The sequence below is a fragment of the Cystobacter fuscus genome (assembly GCF_002305875.1).
GTDB classification, from domain to species: domain Bacteria; phylum Myxococcota; class Myxococcia; order Myxococcales; family Myxococcaceae; genus Cystobacter; species Cystobacter fuscus_A.
The window spans coordinates 3,559,757-3,577,468 of the sequence record NZ_CP022098.1; the positions used below are offsets into that span (position 1 = coordinate 3,559,757).

General features: G+C 68.0%; 17 protein-coding genes and 1 pseudogene. 6 read left to right on the forward strand and 12 right to left on the reverse strand.

What is annotated here, in order from left to right; translation table 11 throughout:
- Window positions 1-39: 39 nt before the first annotated feature.
- Entirely contained in the window at window positions 40-654 is a 615-nt protein-coding gene (locus CYFUS_RS14705) for a helix-turn-helix domain-containing protein (RefSeq protein ID WP_095985802.1), read from the reverse strand.
- A 192-nt stretch (window positions 655-846) separates the two neighbouring features.
- Here CYFUS_RS14705 and CYFUS_RS14710 point away from each other — a divergent pair, with 192 nt between their 5' ends.
- Window positions 847-1,866, forward strand: coding sequence for an aldo/keto reductase (locus CYFUS_RS14710; protein ID WP_095992002.1), 1,020 nt, complete (start codon window positions 847-849; stop codon window positions 1,864-1,866).
- Between the two features lie 118 nt (window positions 1,867-1,984).
- Window positions 1,985-2,872 carry an NAD(P)-dependent oxidoreductase gene (locus CYFUS_RS14715; RefSeq protein ID WP_095985803.1) on the forward strand — a complete coding sequence of 296 codons (888 nt, stop codon included), beginning with the start codon at window positions 1,985-1,987 and terminating at the stop codon, window positions 2,870-2,872.
- An 84-nt stretch (window positions 2,873-2,956) separates the two neighbouring features.
- Here the strand turns inward: CYFUS_RS14715 and CYFUS_RS14720 are convergent, their stop codons facing one another.
- The 6 genes from CYFUS_RS14720 to CYFUS_RS50580 all read right to left on the reverse strand — a co-directional run bounded on the left by CYFUS_RS14720 (window position 2,957) and on the right by CYFUS_RS50580 (window position 8,653).
- Window positions 2,957-3,871, reverse strand: a complete 915-nt coding sequence (locus CYFUS_RS14720; protein WP_095985804.1) for a DMT family transporter — start codon at window positions 3,869-3,871, stop codon at window positions 2,957-2,959.
- Window positions 3,868-5,172 (reverse strand): PLP-dependent aminotransferase family protein, encoded by a 1,305-nt coding sequence (locus tag CYFUS_RS14725; RefSeq protein WP_095985805.1) that lies wholly within the window; start codon window positions 5,170-5,172, stop codon window positions 3,868-3,870. Before CYFUS_RS14725 ends, CYFUS_RS14720 begins: the two co-directional genes overlap by 4 nt.
- A 33-nt stretch (window positions 5,173-5,205) precedes the next feature.
- Window positions 5,206-6,105, reverse strand: a complete 900-nt coding sequence (locus CYFUS_RS14730) for a phytanoyl-CoA dioxygenase family protein (protein ID WP_095985806.1) — start codon at window positions 6,103-6,105, stop codon at window positions 5,206-5,208.
- Between the two features lie 85 nt (window positions 6,106-6,190).
- Window positions 6,191-7,270 carry an alpha-hydroxy acid oxidase gene (locus CYFUS_RS14735; RefSeq protein ID WP_095985807.1) on the reverse strand — a complete coding sequence of 360 codons (1,080 nt, stop codon included), beginning with the start codon at window positions 7,268-7,270 and terminating at the stop codon, window positions 6,191-6,193.
- A 2-nt stretch (window positions 7,271-7,272) separates the two neighbouring features.
- Window positions 7,273-8,340 carry a 4-hydroxyphenylpyruvate dioxygenase gene (gene hppD, locus CYFUS_RS14740; RefSeq protein WP_095985808.1) on the reverse strand — a complete coding sequence of 356 codons (1,068 nt, stop codon included), beginning with the start codon at window positions 8,338-8,340 and terminating at the stop codon, window positions 7,273-7,275.
- Between the two features lie 124 nt (window positions 8,341-8,464).
- Window positions 8,465-8,653: a hypothetical protein gene (locus CYFUS_RS50580; RefSeq protein WP_157758453.1), complete on the reverse strand. Its 189-nt coding sequence runs from the start codon at window positions 8,651-8,653 to the stop codon at window positions 8,465-8,467.
- A gap of 337 nt (window positions 8,654-8,990) precedes the next feature.
- Between CYFUS_RS50580 and CYFUS_RS14750 the strand changes: the two genes are divergently transcribed.
- Window positions 8,991-9,779: a pentapeptide repeat-containing protein gene (locus tag CYFUS_RS14750; RefSeq protein ID WP_095985810.1), complete on the forward strand. Its 789-nt coding sequence runs from the start codon at window positions 8,991-8,993 to the stop codon at window positions 9,777-9,779.
- A gap of 68 nt (window positions 9,780-9,847) precedes the next feature.
- On the opposite strand, the gene CYFUS_RS14755 is transcribed toward CYFUS_RS14750, so the two are convergent.
- Window positions 9,848-10,504, reverse strand: coding sequence for a tetratricopeptide repeat protein (locus tag CYFUS_RS14755; RefSeq protein WP_157758454.1), 657 nt, complete (start codon window positions 10,502-10,504; stop codon window positions 9,848-9,850).
- Window positions 10,505-10,693: 189 nt separating this feature from the next.
- Here CYFUS_RS14755 and CYFUS_RS14760 point away from each other — a divergent pair, with 189 nt between their 5' ends.
- Both CYFUS_RS14760 and CYFUS_RS54520 read left to right on the forward strand, forming a co-directional pair.
- Entirely contained in the window at window positions 10,694-11,872 is a 1,179-nt protein-coding gene (locus tag CYFUS_RS14760; protein ID WP_095985812.1) for a hypothetical protein, read from the forward strand.
- Window positions 11,873-11,878: 6 nt separating this feature from the next.
- Window positions 11,879-12,058, forward strand: a pseudogene (locus CYFUS_RS54520) (type II toxin-antitoxin system Phd/YefM family antitoxin); the annotation flags it as partial.
- Window positions 12,059-12,294: 236 nt separating this feature from the next.
- On the opposite strand, the gene CYFUS_RS14770 reads toward CYFUS_RS54520, so the two are convergent.
- From CYFUS_RS14770 to CYFUS_RS14785, 4 genes are all read right to left on the reverse strand, one after another.
- Window positions 12,295-12,864, reverse strand: a complete 570-nt coding sequence (locus tag CYFUS_RS14770; RefSeq protein ID WP_095985813.1) for a histidine phosphatase family protein — start codon at window positions 12,862-12,864, stop codon at window positions 12,295-12,297.
- Between the two features lie 90 nt (window positions 12,865-12,954).
- Window positions 12,955-13,473 carry an acyl-CoA thioesterase gene (locus tag CYFUS_RS14775; protein WP_095985814.1) on the reverse strand — a complete coding sequence of 173 codons (519 nt, stop codon included), beginning with the start codon at window positions 13,471-13,473 and terminating at the stop codon, window positions 12,955-12,957.
- 14 nt (window positions 13,474-13,487) lie between these two features.
- Window positions 13,488-14,258, reverse strand: coding sequence for a deoxynucleoside kinase (locus CYFUS_RS14780; RefSeq protein ID WP_095985815.1), 771 nt, complete (start codon window positions 14,256-14,258; stop codon window positions 13,488-13,490).
- A 14-nt stretch (window positions 14,259-14,272) separates the two neighbouring features.
- On the reverse strand, window positions 14,273-15,094 hold the full coding sequence (locus CYFUS_RS14785) for a glycerophosphodiester phosphodiesterase (protein WP_095985816.1): 822 nt from the start codon (window positions 15,092-15,094) through the stop codon (window positions 14,273-14,275).
- 192 nt (window positions 15,095-15,286) lie between these two features.
- On the opposite strand from CYFUS_RS14785, the gene CYFUS_RS14790 reads away from it, so the two are divergent.
- Entirely contained in the window at window positions 15,287-17,572 is a 2,286-nt protein-coding gene (locus CYFUS_RS14790) for a serine/threonine-protein kinase (RefSeq protein WP_269770271.1), read from the forward strand.
- The last annotated feature ends 140 nt before the right edge of the window (window positions 17,573-17,712 follow it).

A 17,712-nucleotide genomic window follows, 5' to 3' on the forward strand; every position in this document is an offset into this window, starting at 1 on the left:
GAAAGAGCGATGCGCAAGGCCTCGTGCTCGGTCGGCGCGTCAACCCGGCCCGCGCGCCATGACGACGTAGTACACGCACACGCCGCGCCCCGCGTTGACGAAGGCGTGGGGCACGTCCGCCTCGAAGTAGAAGGCCTCCTGGGCTTCCACCGTGACGCTCCCGTCAGGGAAGTCGATGCGCAGCGTGCCCTTCTCCACCGCCAGGTGCTTGCCCACCGGCACACCCTTGGACGGCAATTCCCCCGTCGAGGCGTGCACCGGCAGGGTGAAGCGGACGAACTCCACGCCCCGCGTCTCGAACGCGGGGGACAGGAGCTGCCGCACCACGCCGCTCTCCGCGTCACGGAACGTGGGCTGCTGCGCCGGCGACAGCAGCACCCGCGCCTGCTTCGGCCTGGGCGGCGACAGCAGCTCCGACAACCCCACCCCGAGCCCCTGCGCGATGCGCACCGCCACCACCAGCGTGGGGTTGTTCGTTCCCCGCTCCACCTTGGAAATCATCGCCCGGCTCACCCCGGAGCGCTCCGCCAGCACCTCCAGCGTGAGCCCCCGTGCCTGCCGCAGCTCCCGGATGCGTGCCCCCAACCGCGAGGCCTCCGCCGCCTCCAACTCCGCCGCTTCCTCTTCTCCTGCGTTCGACTTGACATTTCTCATATGTGAGAACAGTAAAGGACCCACCCGAGCGGCCGTGCCCTGGGTCCGGCCGCCGGACTCCAACGGGCCGGTGGGTGGACGCCAGGGATGGAATCCGGTGGGGGAGGCTTCCCGCCCGGATGGGAGTCTGCCCGCCTCCTGGAAGAAGTGCACACGTTGTAGGGAGCGTGAAGTCACCTCGAGGTGGAGATCATGGAAACTCGAAAGCTGGGGAAGCAGGGGCTGACCGTGTCGGCCATGGGCCTGGGCTGCATGGGCATGTCCGATTTCTACGCCGGGCGGGATGATGCGGAGTCGGAGGCCACGCTGCTGCACGCGCTGGAGCGGGGCATCACCTTCTTCGACACCGCCGATGCCTATGGCCCGGGGCGCAACGAGGAGCTGGTGGGCCGGGTGCTGCGCCCGCACCGCGCGAAGGTGGTGCTGGCCACGAAGTTCGGCATCGTCCGGGATCCGAACAACCCGAACGCGCGCGACATCAACGGCCGCCCCGAGTACGTGAAGCAGGCATGCGAGGCCAGCCTGCGGCGGTTGGGCATGGAGGTCATCGACCTGTACTACCTGCACCGCGTCGATCCGAAGACGCCCATCGAGGAGACCGTGGGCGCCATGGCGGAGCTGGTGAAGCAGGGCAAGGTGCGCTACCTCGGGCTGTCCGAGGTGAACGCGGACGCGCTGCGCCGCGCGTGCGCCGTGCACCCCATCACCGCGCTGCAGAGTGAATACTCGCTGTGGAGCCGTGAGCCGGAGGACGGCGTGCTCCAGGCCTGCCGCGAGCTGGGCGTGGGCTTCGTGCCCTACAGCCCGCTGGGCCGAGGCTTCCTCACCGGGCAGATCAAGCGCTTCGAGGACCTGGAGCCGGACGACTACCGCCGCAACTCGCCGCGCTTCCAGGGGGAGAACTTCCAGCGCAACCTGAAGCTGGTGGAGCACATCGATCAGCTCGCCCAGCGCAAGAAGTGCTCGGCGGCGCAGCTCGCACTCGCCTGGGTCCTCGCCCAGGGCAAGGATCTCGTTCCCATTCCGGGCACCAAGCGGCGCAAGTACCTGGACGACAATCTGGGGGCTCTGGACGTCACGCTCACCCAGCAGGACCTCGCCGACATCGAGGCCATCGCGCCCCGGAACGTCGCCGCGGGGGATCGCTACCCGGCCGCCATGCAACAACTGCTGCAGTCTTCTGGTGGACCCCCGGCGCCCCAGGCCCGCTGATCTGGCACGATGGCGGTACAGTCACTCCGCGGGATGCCGCGGCGGGTGCTGGCGTACGAGCACCCGCCGTGGTCCGGCCCGCCGCGAGAAGGACTCGTGAAACGAGAGGAGATGGAACATGGCCCCCAGCAGTCCCGCGAAAATCGTGGTGATCGGTAGTGGCCTCATGGGAAGCGCACTGGCGCGAGCCTTCGCCGCGGCGGGTCACGACGTCGCGGTCTGGAACAGGACCGCGAGCAAGGCAAGAGCCGTGGGGGGTGGCACGACCGCAGTGGAGGATCTGCGCGAGGCCGTATCGGGCCGAGAGCTGGTCGTCGTCTCCCTGTCCAACTACGCCGCCTGCTTCGAGCTGTTCTCCGCGAAGGGTGTCGCATCGGCACTTGCCGGAACGACCCTCGTTCAGCTCACCAGCGGCTCACCCGCGGACGCTCGCGAGGGGCTGGAGTGGGCGAAGGCGAATGGCGTGGACTACCTGGACGCCGCGATCCTCGCCTACCCGGGTTTCGTCGCCACCGATTACGCGACGGTTTTCTACGCCGGGTCGCGGTCGGTCTTCGACCGGCATCTCGACACCCTCCGGGCGATAGCCAGCAAGTCGATCTACGTCGACGAGAAGATCGGTTCCGCCGCGACGCTCGACTGCGCGATTCTCGAGGCCTACTACGGGAGTTCCCTGGCGTTCCTCCACGCCGCGGCCATGTGCAAGGCCGAAGGTCTCGATCCAAAGACCTTTTTCTCCCACAAGGACTCCTTCCTCGGTTTGATTTCCGTCACCGCCGACGCCGCGCGAGGAATGATCGAAAGCAACGACTTTTCCGGTGACCAGTGCAGTCTGGATACCCACGTCGCGGCAATCGAGCACATCGTCCGGTTGAGCAAGGATGCCCGCATCAGCGCGCGCTTCCCGAAGGAGTTGCTCGACAACTACAAGCGGGCAATCAGCGCGGGATTGGGCAACAAGGAGTTGCCAGCCGTGTTCCTGACCCTCGCGCGGGATGACTCATAGGCGAGTGGGGGGCCCTCAATCGCCAGTGCTGACCTCTTTGAACCGGGACTCGTCCCGGTAGACGCTGAATCGAGAGGCCGCTGCTCAGGGCTGCGGCGCTCTGCTCGGGCGCAACAGCTTCCCCAGCCTCTCCGGCTTGGTGAGTACGATGGCGTTGCCCACCAGGGCCAGCAGCACGCCCATGAGCGCCCGTGGCGTCCAGACGAAGCCCTCGAACACCGTGGACAACCCGAGCGCGATCATGGGGAAGAGCACGGTGGCGTAGGCGGCGCGCTCCGCTCCGATGCGCCCCAGCAGGGTGAGGTAGCTGCCGAAGGCCACCACCGAGCCGAACAGGGCGAGGTAGAGGAGCGAGCCCATGTAGCGCGGGGAGAAGTCGAAGCGCAGGTCGACGCCCTGGACGAGGGCGAAGACCGTCAGCAACAGCGCCCCGTAGGCCATGCTGTAGGCGGTGCTGGACTGGGTGGGCAGCCCCGCCGCGCTGTTGCGGGCCGAGGCCATGTTGCCGAGCGAGAACAGCAGGGTCCCCATCAGCGAGAGGGCGATTCCCCGGCCGGAGTTGCTGTCCAGGTTGAAGCGGGCCAGCTCGGGCCAGAACACCAGGAGAATGCCCACCAGCCCGCATGCCGCGCCCACCAGCACCGTCGGGGCGACCTTGCGGCGGAAGAACAACCACCCGTTGGCGATGTTCAGCAGCAGGGACATGGAGAAGATGACGGCGACCAGCCCCGAGGTGAGGTAGGCCGATGCCATGTAGAAGCACAGGAAGTTGGTGGAGAACATCAGCGCCCCTACCAGGGCCATGAAGAAGTGATCCCTGGGCTTGAAGCGCAGCGGCAGGCCCCGGGACAACACCCAGGCGAACATCAGCACCGCCGCCAGCGAGAAGCGGTAGATGATCGATGCCGCCGGATGCACCAGCCCGAGCTGCATCTTGATGGCCAGCCAGGTGGATCCCCAGATGAGCACTGTCACCGCGTACAGCAGGGCATTCGTCATGGAAGCCGTCCCTCGATGCGATCTTGAATGAGCCGGGCCAGACGTTGGATGCCCTCTTCGATCCGCGCCGGTGCGAGATAGCTGCAGGACAGCCGCATGGCTCGCTCGCCGCCGCCATCGATATAGAAGTAGCGCATGGGTGTCCAGAGAACACCGTAGCGCCTGGCGGAGCGCTCCAGCAGGGCGTCATCCACCTCGAAGGGAAGCTGGACGACGAGGAAGAAGCCGCCCTGGGGGTGGTTCCAGCTCACCCCCCGCGTCCAGGCCGCGTCGCGGGGAAAGGCCCGCTCCAGTGCCCGCAGCGCGGTCTCCATGTTCTCGCGGTAGAAGCGGATGGCCTGCTGGTTGGCCGCGAGCAGGGTGCAGTCATTCTCCAGCAGCAATCCCCCGACGAGCGCCTGGGAGATGGGTGAAGTGTTCACCGTGACCATGCTCTTCACCTTGGACAGCTCGTCGGCGAGGAGCGTCTGCTGGCCGGCCCCATCGATGACGGGCTGATCCGCGAGGGTGTAGCCCACGCGGGCTCCAGGGAAGCCGGACTTGGCGAAGGAGCCGAAGTAGATGACCCGCTTCCGCTTGTCCAACGCCTTGAGGGTGGGCTGCCGCTCGCGCTCACGGGAGAAGAGCCCGTAGGGGTTGTCCTCGAGCAACAGGAAGTCCTCACGCTCAGCGGCCTCCAGCAGCCGGTGGCGCAAGTCCAGGGAGAGGCTGTTGCCCGAGGGGTTGGAGAAGTCAGGGATGACGTAGAGGGCGCGGGGCCGCTTGCCCTCGGCCCGCGCCGCCCGCACCTTGCGCTCCAGGTCTTCCAGGTCCAGCCCCTCCGGTCCCTCCTCCACGGGGATGAGCTCGATGTCCAGCAGCCGCGCGGCCCCGACGATGCCGATGTAGCAGGGCGAGCTCACCAGCAGTACGTCGCGCGGGGTGGCGCAGAGGGCTCGCAGGGTGATGAACATCCCCTCCTGGCAGCCCACGGTGACCACCACCGATTGGGGATCCACCTGCATCCCCTCGTCCTTCTCCAGCATCCGGACAATCAGCTCCTGGATGTGGCCGTTGGTTCGCCCGTACTGGAACAGGCGCGTGCGAACCTGGGCCTCGGTGAAGCCCTGCTGATTCTCGAGGTAGCGGACGTAGCTCTGGAGCTGGGTCGCCAGGCGTCCGCTCTCGTAGAAGCCCTCATAGGTCCTCCCCGGGGCGAAGGAGATGGCCTCCGGGAAGCGGAGCGTCACCTCGTTGAGGAAGTTCATCACTTCCAGGGAGGAATGAGAGAGGGCCGGGTGCAGTGAGTCTTTGCGGAGCATGGGGATGCGAGCCTGGGTGCTGGAGATGCGAGCCTAGATACGGCCTTCCCACAAGACGGGGCAGATCTCGGGGTCCGAATAGTCCGGGTGACCCTCGGGCGTCTTGCGGCACAGGACGTCGTGGTTGTAGGCGAGCAGCTCTCCCGTGGAGAGGTGATAGGGACGGTACTGGTTCTTGCGGTCCTGGTAGTGCAGGGAGAAGGCACGCCGGGGCCTGGTGCTCAGGTTGGAGCCGCTGCCATGGTACGTCAGGCAGTGGTGGAAGCTGACCTGCCCCTTCTTGAAACGCATGGGCACCTTGCGCACCGTGGCGCCGTTGAACCGGGCGTTCTCCTCCAGCACCTGCTCCAGTTCATTCTTGTTCCGGTGCAGGAAGTGCTTGGTGGTGGTGTCGTTGTCGCCCACTTCCTTCCAGGTGTGGCTGCCGTCCACCATGACGATGGTGCCCATCTCCTCGTCACAGTCGTGGAGGGGGAGGAAGGCGGTGAGCATGTCGTTCGAGGTGCAGGTCTTCCAGTAGTGCCGGTCGAAGTGCCAGGGCACCACGGTCGCGTCCCCCTTCAGGTTCGGGGGCTTGTACATCAGGGCGCTGTTGAAGAGGCGGAGCTGATCCGTGCCGCTCAGTCGCGCGGCGATGGCTCCGAGCACGGGCTTGGCGAGAATCCTCGCCATCACGGTGCTCTCGTAGAAGACGTAGTCGTTGTTGCGCGTGGTGTCCCCGTGGGCGGGCTCCCAGTAGGCGATGCGGGGAGGACGGGTCGGCAGCTTCCGGTCGCGATGGCCCGCGTAGTAGCGATCCTGCTCGGCCGCCAGGGTGTCGATCTCCTCGTCGGAGAAGATCTGGCGAGACAGGTACCAGCCGTGCTCGCGGTAGAAGGCTACTTCCTCGTCGGTGGGCAGGAGGGCTTTGTCGGCGTCGCTCAGTGAGTACATGGTGGAGTCGATGGGGGAGACAGGGCACTGACGCTTCTCGAGCGCCGGTGCCCCTGGGAGGGGTTGCAGGTGTCCGTCCGGCCGCTCAGCGAGCGTGGACGAGGGAAGAGTCGATGTGCTCGAGGGAGGGACGTCCGGCCAGGGCCATGGCCAGCTCGAGCTCGTCGCGCAGCATGGAGAGGACGTGCTCGACGCCCTCGGGACCGGCCGCCGCCAGCCCCCAGAGAACGGGCCGCCCCACCAGGACGGCGCGCGCCCCCAGTGCCAGGGCCTTGAGCACGTCCGTGCCACGGCGCACGCCTCCGTCCATCAGCACCTCGCAGCGGCCGGCGACCGCGCGGACGATCTCGGGCAGGGCCTCGAGCGCGGGGAGCACCCCGTCGAGCTGTCGGCCCCCATGGTTGGAGACGATGATTCCCTCGATGCCCAGGGAGGCGGCGCGGGCCGCGTCCTCGCCGGTCATCACGCCCTTGAGCACCAGGGGGAGCCGGGTGAGTGAGCGCAGCCAGGCGAGCGACTCCCAGGTGAGGCTCGGATCAATGGTTTCCCGGGCATGGGTGGCCACGGCGGAGGCCCCTGGCTGGTGCGCATGGAGGGCGGCGACGAGCTCCTCGCCGAAGTTCTCCGCCCGCACGTGCGCCGGCAGGCTGAAGCCGTTGCGCACGTCTCGCTCGCGCCGGCCCAACCGGGGCGTATCCACCGTCAGCACCAGCGCCCGGTACCCGGCGGCCTCGGCGCGGCGAACCAGGGCCTCGGTGACCTCACGGCGGCGGAAGCAGTACACCTGGAGCCACAACGGGCCCTGCGCCTCCTGCGCGACTTCTTCCAGCTTCCGGCTGGCGAAGGTGCTCACCACCGTCAACGCCCCCACCGCCCCGGCCGCGCGCGCGGTGGCCACCTCGCCCTCGGGATGCGCCAGTCGATGGTAGGCCATGGGCGCCACGCCCACCGGAAAGGAGACGGGAGTACCCAGCAGCCGGGTGGACAGGTCGCACTTCGACACATCCACCAGCACCCGCGGCCGGAAGAAGACGCGCTCGAAAGCCTCCCGGTTGGCGCGCAGTGTCTGTTCCTCGCCACTGCCTCCCTGGAAGTACTCCCAGTTCGCGGGCTCCATCCGCTCCCGGGCCAGGGCCTCGTAATCTCCTACGCAAACAGGTCGCATGCTCAAGACCTCGCCTGCTCGCGCTCCACCGCCTCGTACAGCGCGCGGATGTTGGCCCCGCCGAAGCCCCGCGCCTGCTTGCGTTGGATGAGCTCGAAGAAGAGCGTCTTCCGGCTCACGTTGGGCCGGGTGAAGGTCTGCAACAGATAGCCCCAGGGGTCCCGATCCGCGAGGATGCGGAGCGAGCGCAGAACGGAGGGATCCTCGTCCAGCTTGCCCACCCGCTGCTCCAACACGTCGTAGTAGGCATCCGGCGTCTCCAGGAACTCGACCTGCTGGGCCCGCAGCCGCCTGATGGACGCGGCCATGTCCTCGGTGAGGAAGGCCACGTGCTGGACGCCCGGACCTCGATGGAGCGCGAGGAACTCGGAGATCTGCCCGGTGTCATTGCGGTGTCTCGGTTCCATCATGACGAAGCAGATGTTCCCCGAGCGATCCTGCACCACCTTGGAGTTCATCCCGCTCCGCTCGGTCTCCACGTCCTCGTGGTGCGAGTTGTGCAACCCGAACACCCGCTCGTAGAAGCCGATGGTCTGATTCAACGTGTCCGGCTCCAGGCAGATGGCCACGTGGTCCACCCGCACGAAGGCATCGGCCGCCGACGATGAGGAGGACTCGACCTTCTGGTACAGCCCGGGGATGAAGTCTTCCTCCGGCAGCTCGCGCTGCACGAAGGAGTGGACGACGTCCCCCATGCCAGCGGCGACGGTGGCGCGGATGAGCCGGCCATTGGGGCCTTCGATGCTCACCGGCTCCATCACCGGGCGCGCGCCGCGGGCGACCGCCTCCCGGAAGGCGCCCACCGCGTCGGGCGTGCGCAGGGCAATGTCCTTGAGTCCATCCCCGTGGAGCTTGACGTATTCCGCCACCGCATCGTCCGGCGTCAGCGCCGAGGTGAGCAGCAGCCGCGTCTTTCCCTGTACGAGCAGCAGCGAGCGCCGGTCCTGCATTCCCGTCTCGGGTCCTGCCTGGGCCACCAGTCGGAAGCCAAAGGCTGTGCAGTAGAAGTATGCCGCCAGCCGGGCATCTCCCACATACATCTCAAGGTAGTCGAAGCCGTCCCAGAACATCTTTCAATCCTTGTTCTCAACCAGGAAGATTTGGTTTCGCTCTTTAAACAAAAGGCACTGGAAGCGCCAGGAAAACGTTTTACGATTCAGCAAAGATTTCGTTTCGATGATGAAGTTCTTGAACTCAGAAGAAAAGCTGCTTAAGCTGGTGTGTGCCATTGGGTGCATGTGCTTCAGCTTCTCCTGTGTCAGTGCGTCCAGAGCAAAATGTTCCGGTGACAGGGTGTACATCCCAGCGGAAGGTTGGTTGTCCTGTCTTCAGCCGGTGGGTGGTGGTTTCGCGGTCTTCCACTTCCACGTAGGCCAGGCTCATCGCGGCGCTTCCTCCGGGTTGGCGCTGGCAGCGAGTGGGTGCCACCGCGCATTCTTTCTCTAGGGAAGAATCAGCCCGGTGGATTTGTGACGCATCGACGCATCTTTTGATGGACGGTCAGGAGCCCAGCCGAGCAGCCTCGGGTGGCCGCTCGTGACCGCTGAGGTAGCACCCGGTGGGGGTGGCTCAGGATGAGCGCACGGGTTCGGGCAGACGGGGCGTCGTTCATCCGGATGTCCACTCACGCGTTCCGGGGGCGGCCAACTCGTCTTCGCGCTACCGGCGTGTGGCGCCGCCTCGTACATTGGCGCGCGTCACTTCACCGGGAGGACGGACGATGAGGACGCGGATCCACGACAAGGCAGGGGCGGAGCTCTTCAGTCATGACGGCGATCTGCGCGAGGCCCTGGAGGCGGCGGTCGAGGCGGGGGTCGAACTCGCCCACGCCATGCTCGATGGGGCGGACCTCTCCGGGGCGGACCTGGGGGAGCTGAACCTCCGGCAGGCGAGCCTGCGCGGTGCCAACCTGCGCAACGCCAATCTGGCGGACATCGACCTGGACGGTGCCAACCTCCACGAGGCCAACCTGCGCGGCGCGAACCTGGAGCACGCCGAGATGCACGAGGTCGTCCTGGCCGGCGCCAACCTCGAGGGCTGCAACCTGGAGGACGCCCGGCTCATCGGCGCCAACCTCGTGGGCATCAACGCCCAGGGAGCGAACCTCGAGGGCGTGGACTTCTCGCGTGCCAACCTGGAGGGCGCCAACCTGGAGGGGGCCAACCTGGAGGACGCCCGGCTGAGCGAGGCCAACCTGTCCCGTGTGAATCTCCAGCGCGCCAACCTGGAGGGCGTCGACCTCGATGGCGCGAACCTGACGCACGCCGACCTCCGCTCCGCCAACGTCGAGAGGGCCGACCTGCGCGACGCCATCCTCGAGGACGCCAACCTGCGGGGTGCCAATCTCGAGCGCGTCCAGTTCGACCGGGCGAACCTGACGAATGCCTGCTTCGACAGGGCCAACCTCGAGCGCTCGAGCTTCGCGGCCGCGACGCTCACCGGCGCCACCTTCCACCGCGCGAACCTCGAGCGGGTGAAGGGCCTGACGATGCCGCCTCCTTCCGAGTAGGCCCGGACAGGCGCCCTGGGCTCGCCATTGAGTGTCCATCGACTCGAGCAGTTGCCGGGCATGCCCGATCAGGGCGGCGTTGGGCGCCCCTCGTCCGTGGGCGGCATCAGCTCGAGGAGCACCTCGGCATCGGGCACCAGCTCCAAGCCCAGCTCCAGGAGCCGGTCCGCCGAGCGGGTCTTGCCGCGCCGCGACAGCAGCTCCACCAGGAAGCGCCACGCGCGCGCGTCCCGCTTGTCCAGACGCAAGCAGGAGACGAACTGGCGCGCCGCCGGCCGGGCCCGGCCCAAGGCCATCCACGTGCGACCCAGCTCGAAGTGGTAGGCGAGCACCAGCGGGTCGAGCGCCACGGCGCGCTCCAGCGGCTCGCGGGCCGCTTCGCTCTCGTTCAACCGGTTGAGCGTGCATCCCAGACCATAGAGGGCCTCGGACCGGGTGGGGGACTGGGTGGCGAGGAACTGGTAGATGACCCGGGCTCGTTCCCACTCCTGGCGTTGCAGCGCCAGGGCGGCGCGCACCAGCGCCACTTCTTCCCGTGCACCCCGGGCGGAGGCGAGCTGGAGCATCGACTCGGCCCGGACCTGGTCGCCCGCCAGCAACGCCACCTTGGCCAGGGTGAGGAGCGCCTGCGCGTCGTTGATGTCCTTGCCCAGACGTTGTTTCGCCAGCTCTTCTGCTTGTTTCACCTGACCTGCTGCCAACAACTCATCGAGGGATGACGTCACGTTTCCTGTACTCACGCGCTCATGATGGGAATGGGGCAAAATCAAACATAGTGCATTCCGCGCCTCCGAGAGGCGCGGTCCTGGGGGCCGATCGACACTGTTTTGTGTCGCGTTTCAATGATGGCACGAGGAGTTCACTCTCACGCTCGCGGCTGATGGCTGTGATGGCAGCTATCAAGGAAAACGCCCATGGCCACCATCAAGCATCGAGCCCCCCGTCCCATGGCTCAGATCCTGCCGCACGGTCAGTCCTCCAAGACTTCCGCGGCTTCCCATCCACAGTCTCCCCCCGCCCCCGCGGGGCACGCGCTGCGTCGTGCGAAGGACCTGGCGTCACCGGAGCTCGCCAAACCCCCTCCCGAGCCCCCGGGCCCCGGGCAGCTCAAGCGTGCCGCGGCGCTGGAGGGGCCGCCCCCGCCCAGGGTCCGGCCTCCGGACAAGGCGAGCGCCGCCGTGCTGGGCACCCTCGCTCCGCAGCCGCTGCACGTGGGCCAGGGGCACGCCGACGTGGGGACCGTCGGGGACTTCCGGCTGGACAAGCTGGAGGATCGTCCCGCGGCCGACAAGAAGGACAAGCTCCTTGGCACCAAGGTCGAGAACAAGCGCGAGCACGCGTACAAGAAGCTGGAGTTCAAGAACGTCAACGGCACGGCCAGCAACAACCTGATGACGGTGGGCCAGTCCAAGATGAAAGGCGCCTACTTCAAGGACCGCGAGAAGGGCCACTTCGAGGCCCAGGGCAAGGCGGAGCTCGGGGTGACCGCGGCCACGGTGAAATACGAGAACACGCACAAGGGCCGCCTGGGCACCACCCAGACCAAGGCGTCCGTCGAGGTGGGGGCCACCCTGACGGGCGAGGGCGCGCTGAAAGCGTCCCGGAAGGAGCCCGGGGTGGCGTTGCACGCCAAGGGCGAGGCGCTCGTGGGCACGAAGGCCGAGGCCAAGGTCGAGCACGCGTTCAACAAGCACGCCAGCGTGGGGGCCGAGGGCAGCGTCACGGCGGGCACCTACGCCAGCGGAACGGCGACGGCCGTCTTCGACAAGGGCAGCCGCACGGCCATGGTGAAGGTCGCGGGCCTCGGGTTGGCGGGCGCGCAGGAGGTCGGCCACGGAGAGGTGAAGATGGGGCCGGTGCGCATGTCCGGCGGCGCCGGAGCCATCCAGGGCCTCTACGGGGGCGCCTCCTTCGCGGGCGGTATGAACAATGGGCGCCTCGGGTTCACCGTGGACGTGGGGGCGTCCCTGGGGGTGGGCATGCGCGCCCGGGTGGGCGCCAACGTGAACATGAACCCCATCTTCGATGCCGCCCATGGCTTCGGTGACAAGATGAAGCGGAGCCCGCGCCTGTCGTCCCACCCGTCTCTCTAAGTGATCATGAAACCACTCCACATTTCAGAGGACATCCTGCCCATCGCCGATTTCAAGGCTCGTGCCTCCGAAGTGGTGCGCCGGTTGAAAGAGCATCGCCGTCCGGTGGTCATCACCCAAAGTGGCAAGCCCGCCGCCGTGCTCCTCTCTCCCGAGGAGTTCGATAGGCTCACCCATCGTGCCCGATTCCTCGAAGCGGTCGGTGAAGGACTTGCCGATGCGGAGGCGGGCCGCACGGTTTCCGATGAGGCGCTTGGCCCCGCGAAGGTCCCGCGAAGGTGTCAAAGGATTCGAGTCGGCGCTCATCACTCCGCTGCGATGCGCGGTACGAATTCCCGGTACGAATTCCCTGACACCTTCCGCGCTCCTTCCAAAAGGCGCCATTCCGGAAGAGGGCGAGGACTGACTCTTCCGCGGTCGGTTCAGGCCCTCAGTTCCGTCGCGGTGAGGCGCCAGCCTCCATTGCCCGAGGGCGGCTCCACCCAGAGCGGCAGGGCGTTGGGGGTGCGGATGTTCGCCTCCAGCCCCGCCGCCTGGCGCACGGCGCGCCAGAGGGCTCCATGCGCCACGACCAGCACCGGGCCGGGATGGGCGGTGGCTCGGTTGATGGCCTTCACGGCGCGCTCGCGCAGCGCGGCGAAGGTTTCGGCCCCCTTGGGGGTCGCGATGCCGGTGATCCAGTCGTCGAACCAGCCGGACATCTTCTGCCCTTCCCTCACGCCAAAGGCGCATTCCTGGAGTTCGGAATCGAAGTTCACCGGCAGCTCCAGCCGCGCCGCCACGATCTCCGCCGTCACCCGCGCGCGGCCGAGGGTACTGGAATGGATGGAGCGGATGCCTTGCCCCACCAGCGCCTGCGCCGCCCGCTTCGCCTGGGCGAGGCCTACCTCGTTCAACGGGACGTCCACCTGTCCCTGGGAGAGCAGGCGGGCGTTCCAGTCCGTCTCTCCGTGGCGGAGAAACCAGAAGGGGATGGGGTTCAGGTCGGTCATGTCGGTGGCAGGGGGAAAGAGAAGGGATACCACGTCGGCGCGGCGGAGGAGCCGCTCCTTGAGTCGGCCGCACGGGCTACCGGGGGCGTGTCAGCCCGCGATGCCGGGCTTGATGACCTTCTGCCAGGCGAAGCTCGTGGGCTTGCGCGCGAGCCGCTCCTGACGCCGCTGCTCGGCCTCGCGCAGCGCGGCGTGCTCCTCTTCCGTCTCCAGCTTCAGCGCGGGCACCGGCACGCGCTTGCCTTCCGGGGTGATGGCCACGAAGGTGAGCAGGGCGCTCGTGGTCAGGTGCTTGTCGCCCGTGAGCGGGTTTTCCGCCGTCACCGTGACGCCCACCTCCATGGAGGTGCGGAAGGTGGCGATGACTCGCGCGTGCAGCGTCACCGTCCAGCCGACCTTGATGGAGGCGTGGAAGTGCAGGTCATCCATGGAGGCGGTGACCACCATCTGCCGGCAGTGGCGCTGGGCGGAGATGGCGCCGCAGATGTCGATCCACTCCATCACCCGGCCTCCGAACGCGGCGTTGGCCGGGTTGGCGTCCGAGGGGAGGATCATCTGCGTCATCACCACTTCGGACTCACGGGGGCTCTTGGGGGACAACTCGGGCACGGGCGTGCTACCTCTCAGGCGAGGAAGGTGGAGATCCGGTCGAGGAACTCCTCGCGTCCCCGGCCGGTGCGGATGTCCTGCGTGGTCACGTCGAGCACCAGGCAGTCCATGCCATACTTCGTCTTCAGCACCTCGGGGAAGGTGGCGTAGTAGCCGTTGAGCCCGCGCAGGAAGGTCTTCTGGATGCCCTTCTCCTCCTCGCGGCCCCGCTCGCGGATGCGCTCGAGCAGCACCTCCACCGCGGCCACGTCGAAGCAGATGACCCGGTCGGGCTGCACGATGCCGCGCGTGAGGCGCTGGAAGTACTCGAAGTAGAGATCCAGCTCCGCGTTCGTCAGGTGCCCGAGCCCATGCAGGTACTTGGCGAAGATCTCCGGATCCTCGTAGAGCGTGCGGTCCTGCACGCAGCTCTTCTTCACCGAGTGGATGAGCTCGTGGTGCTCGACGCGCCGGATGAGGAACTCGAGCTGGAGGGTGAAGGACCACCGCCCCATGTTGGCGTAGTAGTCCTTGAGGAAGCGGTTGTCGATGACGGGCTCGTCGAACAGCTCGAAGCCGAAGGACTGGCTGATGAGCTTGGCGGCCGTCGTCTTTCCCGCGCCGATGTTGCCCGCCAGGGCCACGAAGCGGCGGGCCCGGGGGATGCGCACGCGGCGCACGGTGTTGCGCGCGGGCGTCTCGGGAGCGGGCGGCGGGGGAGGGCCGGCGGCCAGGGTGGACCGCGGGACCAGGCTGGGCTCGGCCGGATCCTGGGAGACGCGCTTGCGGGAAGGAGGGCGGGGCATGGACGCTCCAGGGCTTAACGCGGCTTGGGGGACTCGTCCAAGACTCGGCGGAGCAGATCCGGTCGGTCCGTCATGATGCCGCCCACGCCCTCGGCGACGAGCTGGCGCATCTCCCCGGGGTCGTCCACCGTCCACACGTTGATCCACTTGCCGTGGGCCCTCGCCGCGCTCAGCAGCAGGTCGTCCACCAGGCGCACCTCGCCGAAGTACAGGGGCATGTCGAGCACGCCGTAGCGGGGATCCTCCGGGATGGGCTCGCCCATGCGCACCGCGAGGACGAAGGCGGTCAGCGCGTCGCGGGGGTAGAAGTGGCAGGCCTCCGGCAGCACCCGCGCGAGGCGCTCGCCCACCGGATCCAGCTCGCTGCCCACGCACACGCGCCCGAGCGCCCGCTCCTCGCGCAGCAGGGAAGCGAAGGCCTCCTCGACGCCCGGCACGTCCGGTTTCATCTCGATGTTCAGGCGCAGGTCTGGAAAGGCGCGCAGCACCTCGCGCAGGGACGGCAGGCGCACGCCCTGGTCCCGGAAGGGGTGGGTGAGCCCCCCGTCCGGGCTGAAGTGGAAGCCGGCGTCCAGGCGCTGGAGCTCGGCCAGGGTATGGGTGGCCACCTCCCCGGCGCCGTCGGTGCACCGCTCCAGGGTGGCGTCATGGGCCACCACCAGCTCTCCATCCCGCGTCAGGTGGACGTCCGTCTCCAGCATCTGGGTGCGGTGGCGTTCCACGGCCAGGCGGAAGGCGGGGAGGGTGTTCTCCGGCGCGAGCCGGGAACCCCCCCGGTGGGAGATGTGCAGGGTGGGTGACAGACCCTGGAAGAAGGCATGGAGGGCGGGGGGCATGGCCCCCCATGTTAGAGGCCCCGGGGCTGGCTCGCGCGTTTCATGATGGGTCCGCCAGGGGGGTAGTGGAGAAGTAGCCGGACGGGCGTCGGGTCTGGTATCCCCGCTCCCGTTCGCGTGACCCCCCCTCCAAGGGGAGGGTTGATTTTGGATAAGCTCGGCGCGAGTTCGCGCTCCTCACTCCGGTCCGCCTTGGGGGCTGCCATTCCCGAGAATTCTCCCCAGACTGCCACCCCCTTCGGCAAGTACCTCCTGGTCAAGCGGCTCGCGACGGGCGGCATGGCGGAGCTCTTCCTCGCCCAGGAACCTCCCAGCCCGGAGCTGCTGGTCATCAAGCGCATCCTCCCGTACCTCACGGAGGAGCCGGAGTTCGTCCAGATGTTCCTGGACGAGGCGCGCATCGCCGCCCAGCTCCACCACCCGAACATCGTCCAGGTGTTCGGGCTGGGCCGCATCAACGAGAGCATCTTCATCGCGATGGAGTACGTGGAGGGCGTGGACCTGCGGCGCATCCTCGCCGAGGAGACGCGCTTCTCCGCCTCGGTGCCCTACGCCGTGGCCGCCCGCATCTGCGCCCAGGTGGCCGCGGGCCTGGATCACGCCCACAACTCCAAGGGCGTGGATGGTCGTCCCCTGGGCCTCATCCACCGGGACGTCAGCCCCCAGAACGTGATGGTGGCCTACAACGGCCAGGTGAAGCTCGTGGACTTCGGCATCGCCAAGGCCGAGGCCTTCGCCGAGCGCAGCAAGCCGGGCGTCATCAAGGGCAAGTTCCTCTACCTGTCGCCCGAGCAGGTCATGCAGGAGAAGTTGGATCACCGCTCGGACATCTTCGCGCTGGGGGTGATGCTCTATGAGATCACCACCGGGCGCTCTCCCTTCTCCCGGGCCAACACCGAGGGCATCCTCTTCGCCATCCGCTCGGAGCACCCGTCCCCGCCCCACCTGCTGCGCGACGGCTACCCCCAGGAGTTGTCGCGCATCGTCATGAAGTGCCTCATGAAGGACCGCACCCAGCGCTACCAGCGCGCGGCCCACGTGCAGGCGGACCTCGAGGCCTTGCTCGCCTCGGGGACGATGAAGCAGAGCCAGGACGTGGCGGCCTACGTCGCTCGCCTGCTCGGCGCGGAGGAGGAGCGCACGCAGTTGCACGTGCCCATCACCGGCAGCCGCAAGGCCGTGTCCTCCCTGCCTCCGGTGGTTCCCGTGCTGCCGCCTCCTCCCTCGGGGCTCGTCGCCCGGCCCAGCCTGCGCACCAACGTGCACGGCCAGCCGCCCGCGGTGGACCCCGAGGGCGAGGAGCCCCGCACGGAGATGGCCCGCCCGCAGGAGATGCTCGCCGCCGCGGCCCTGGGCGCGGACGAAGCCGAGCCCACCGCCGTGGGCCCCCAGCCTGGTGGTCGCGCCGAGCAGACGAGTCCCCTGGGCCGTGCCCTGCGTCGCTTCAACGAGAAGGTCGAGGAGGAGGATCGGGACGATGAGTCCACGACCCATGAGCGGCTGGGTCGCCTCGCCTCGGGCCGGCGCTCCGCCGTTCTGACGCGCAAGCCCACGCCCTCCGTGGCCTCGTTGGATCGCCGCCGGGGGCCTCCGGTGCGAGAGGCGGAGGACGAGGACTTCGGCGAGGAAGATCCCTCCGTCGCGTCAGCCCTCTCCGTGGCCACGCTGAACGAGCGAGGCCCCTCGCGCGCCGTGTCCGCCGTCGGGTATGGCGAGTCCACGTCCGAGAGCACCTCCGAGGTGTCGGGCACGCACAGCCTGCCGCTGCGCCAGGTGGAGCCGGACGACGATCCGGACGACGACGTTTCCACCACGGCTGGCGGAGGCATGGGCTCCTACACCCAGCCGCTGCCCGCGCCCTCGACGGGGGGGCGTCGGCGTCAGATGATCCTGGCGGTGTTGCTCATGGTGGTGTTGGGGGTGGGGGTCGCGGTGGCGGCCTGGTGGATCACCTCCACCATGGCCACCTCGCGCCAGGAGGCCTCGAGCGAAGCGGAGGAGACGCCCCCACCGGAGACGCCGGCGGATCCTTCCGTGGCTCCGGAGTCCGGCACGGGTCGCGCCGCGGCGGACGCCCCGGTTCCGGAGCAGGGAAGCTCGCCCGCTCCCTCCCCGGGGGCACAGCCCAACGTGGCGGGTAGCTCGGAGAGCGGCCAGACAGGCATGGGAGCGCCCGGCTCCCCCGGCTCCTCCCCGAACGCCCTGGAGGGGGAGAAGAACCTTCAGGATCCCACCTTGGCGGTGGGGGTGCGCGTGCAGTTCAAGGCCCCGGCCCGGACGCAGTTGTGGGTGGGGACCGCCAGCGTGAAACCCAATGGTTTCCTCTCGGTGTTGCCGGGGACGCTCCTGGTGGAGTTCCGTTGCCCGAACCAGGCTGGAACCCCGAAAACCAAGACTTTCGAGGTTCCGGCGGAGCCCACGAAGCCGGTCGTCTTCAAGCTGGACAAGCAGGACTGCGCCCCGCGGAGCCGCCGCTAGGGGTGGGAACAGGGGGCCATATGCGCCCCCCACCCCGTCCTGCGGACAAGTGGGCGAGGGTACGCGGGAGTGGCTATAAGCCGTTGGAATTCCAGGGGTTTTGCCTTCCTCATCGCGTTTACACATGTCAGCCGGGTCCC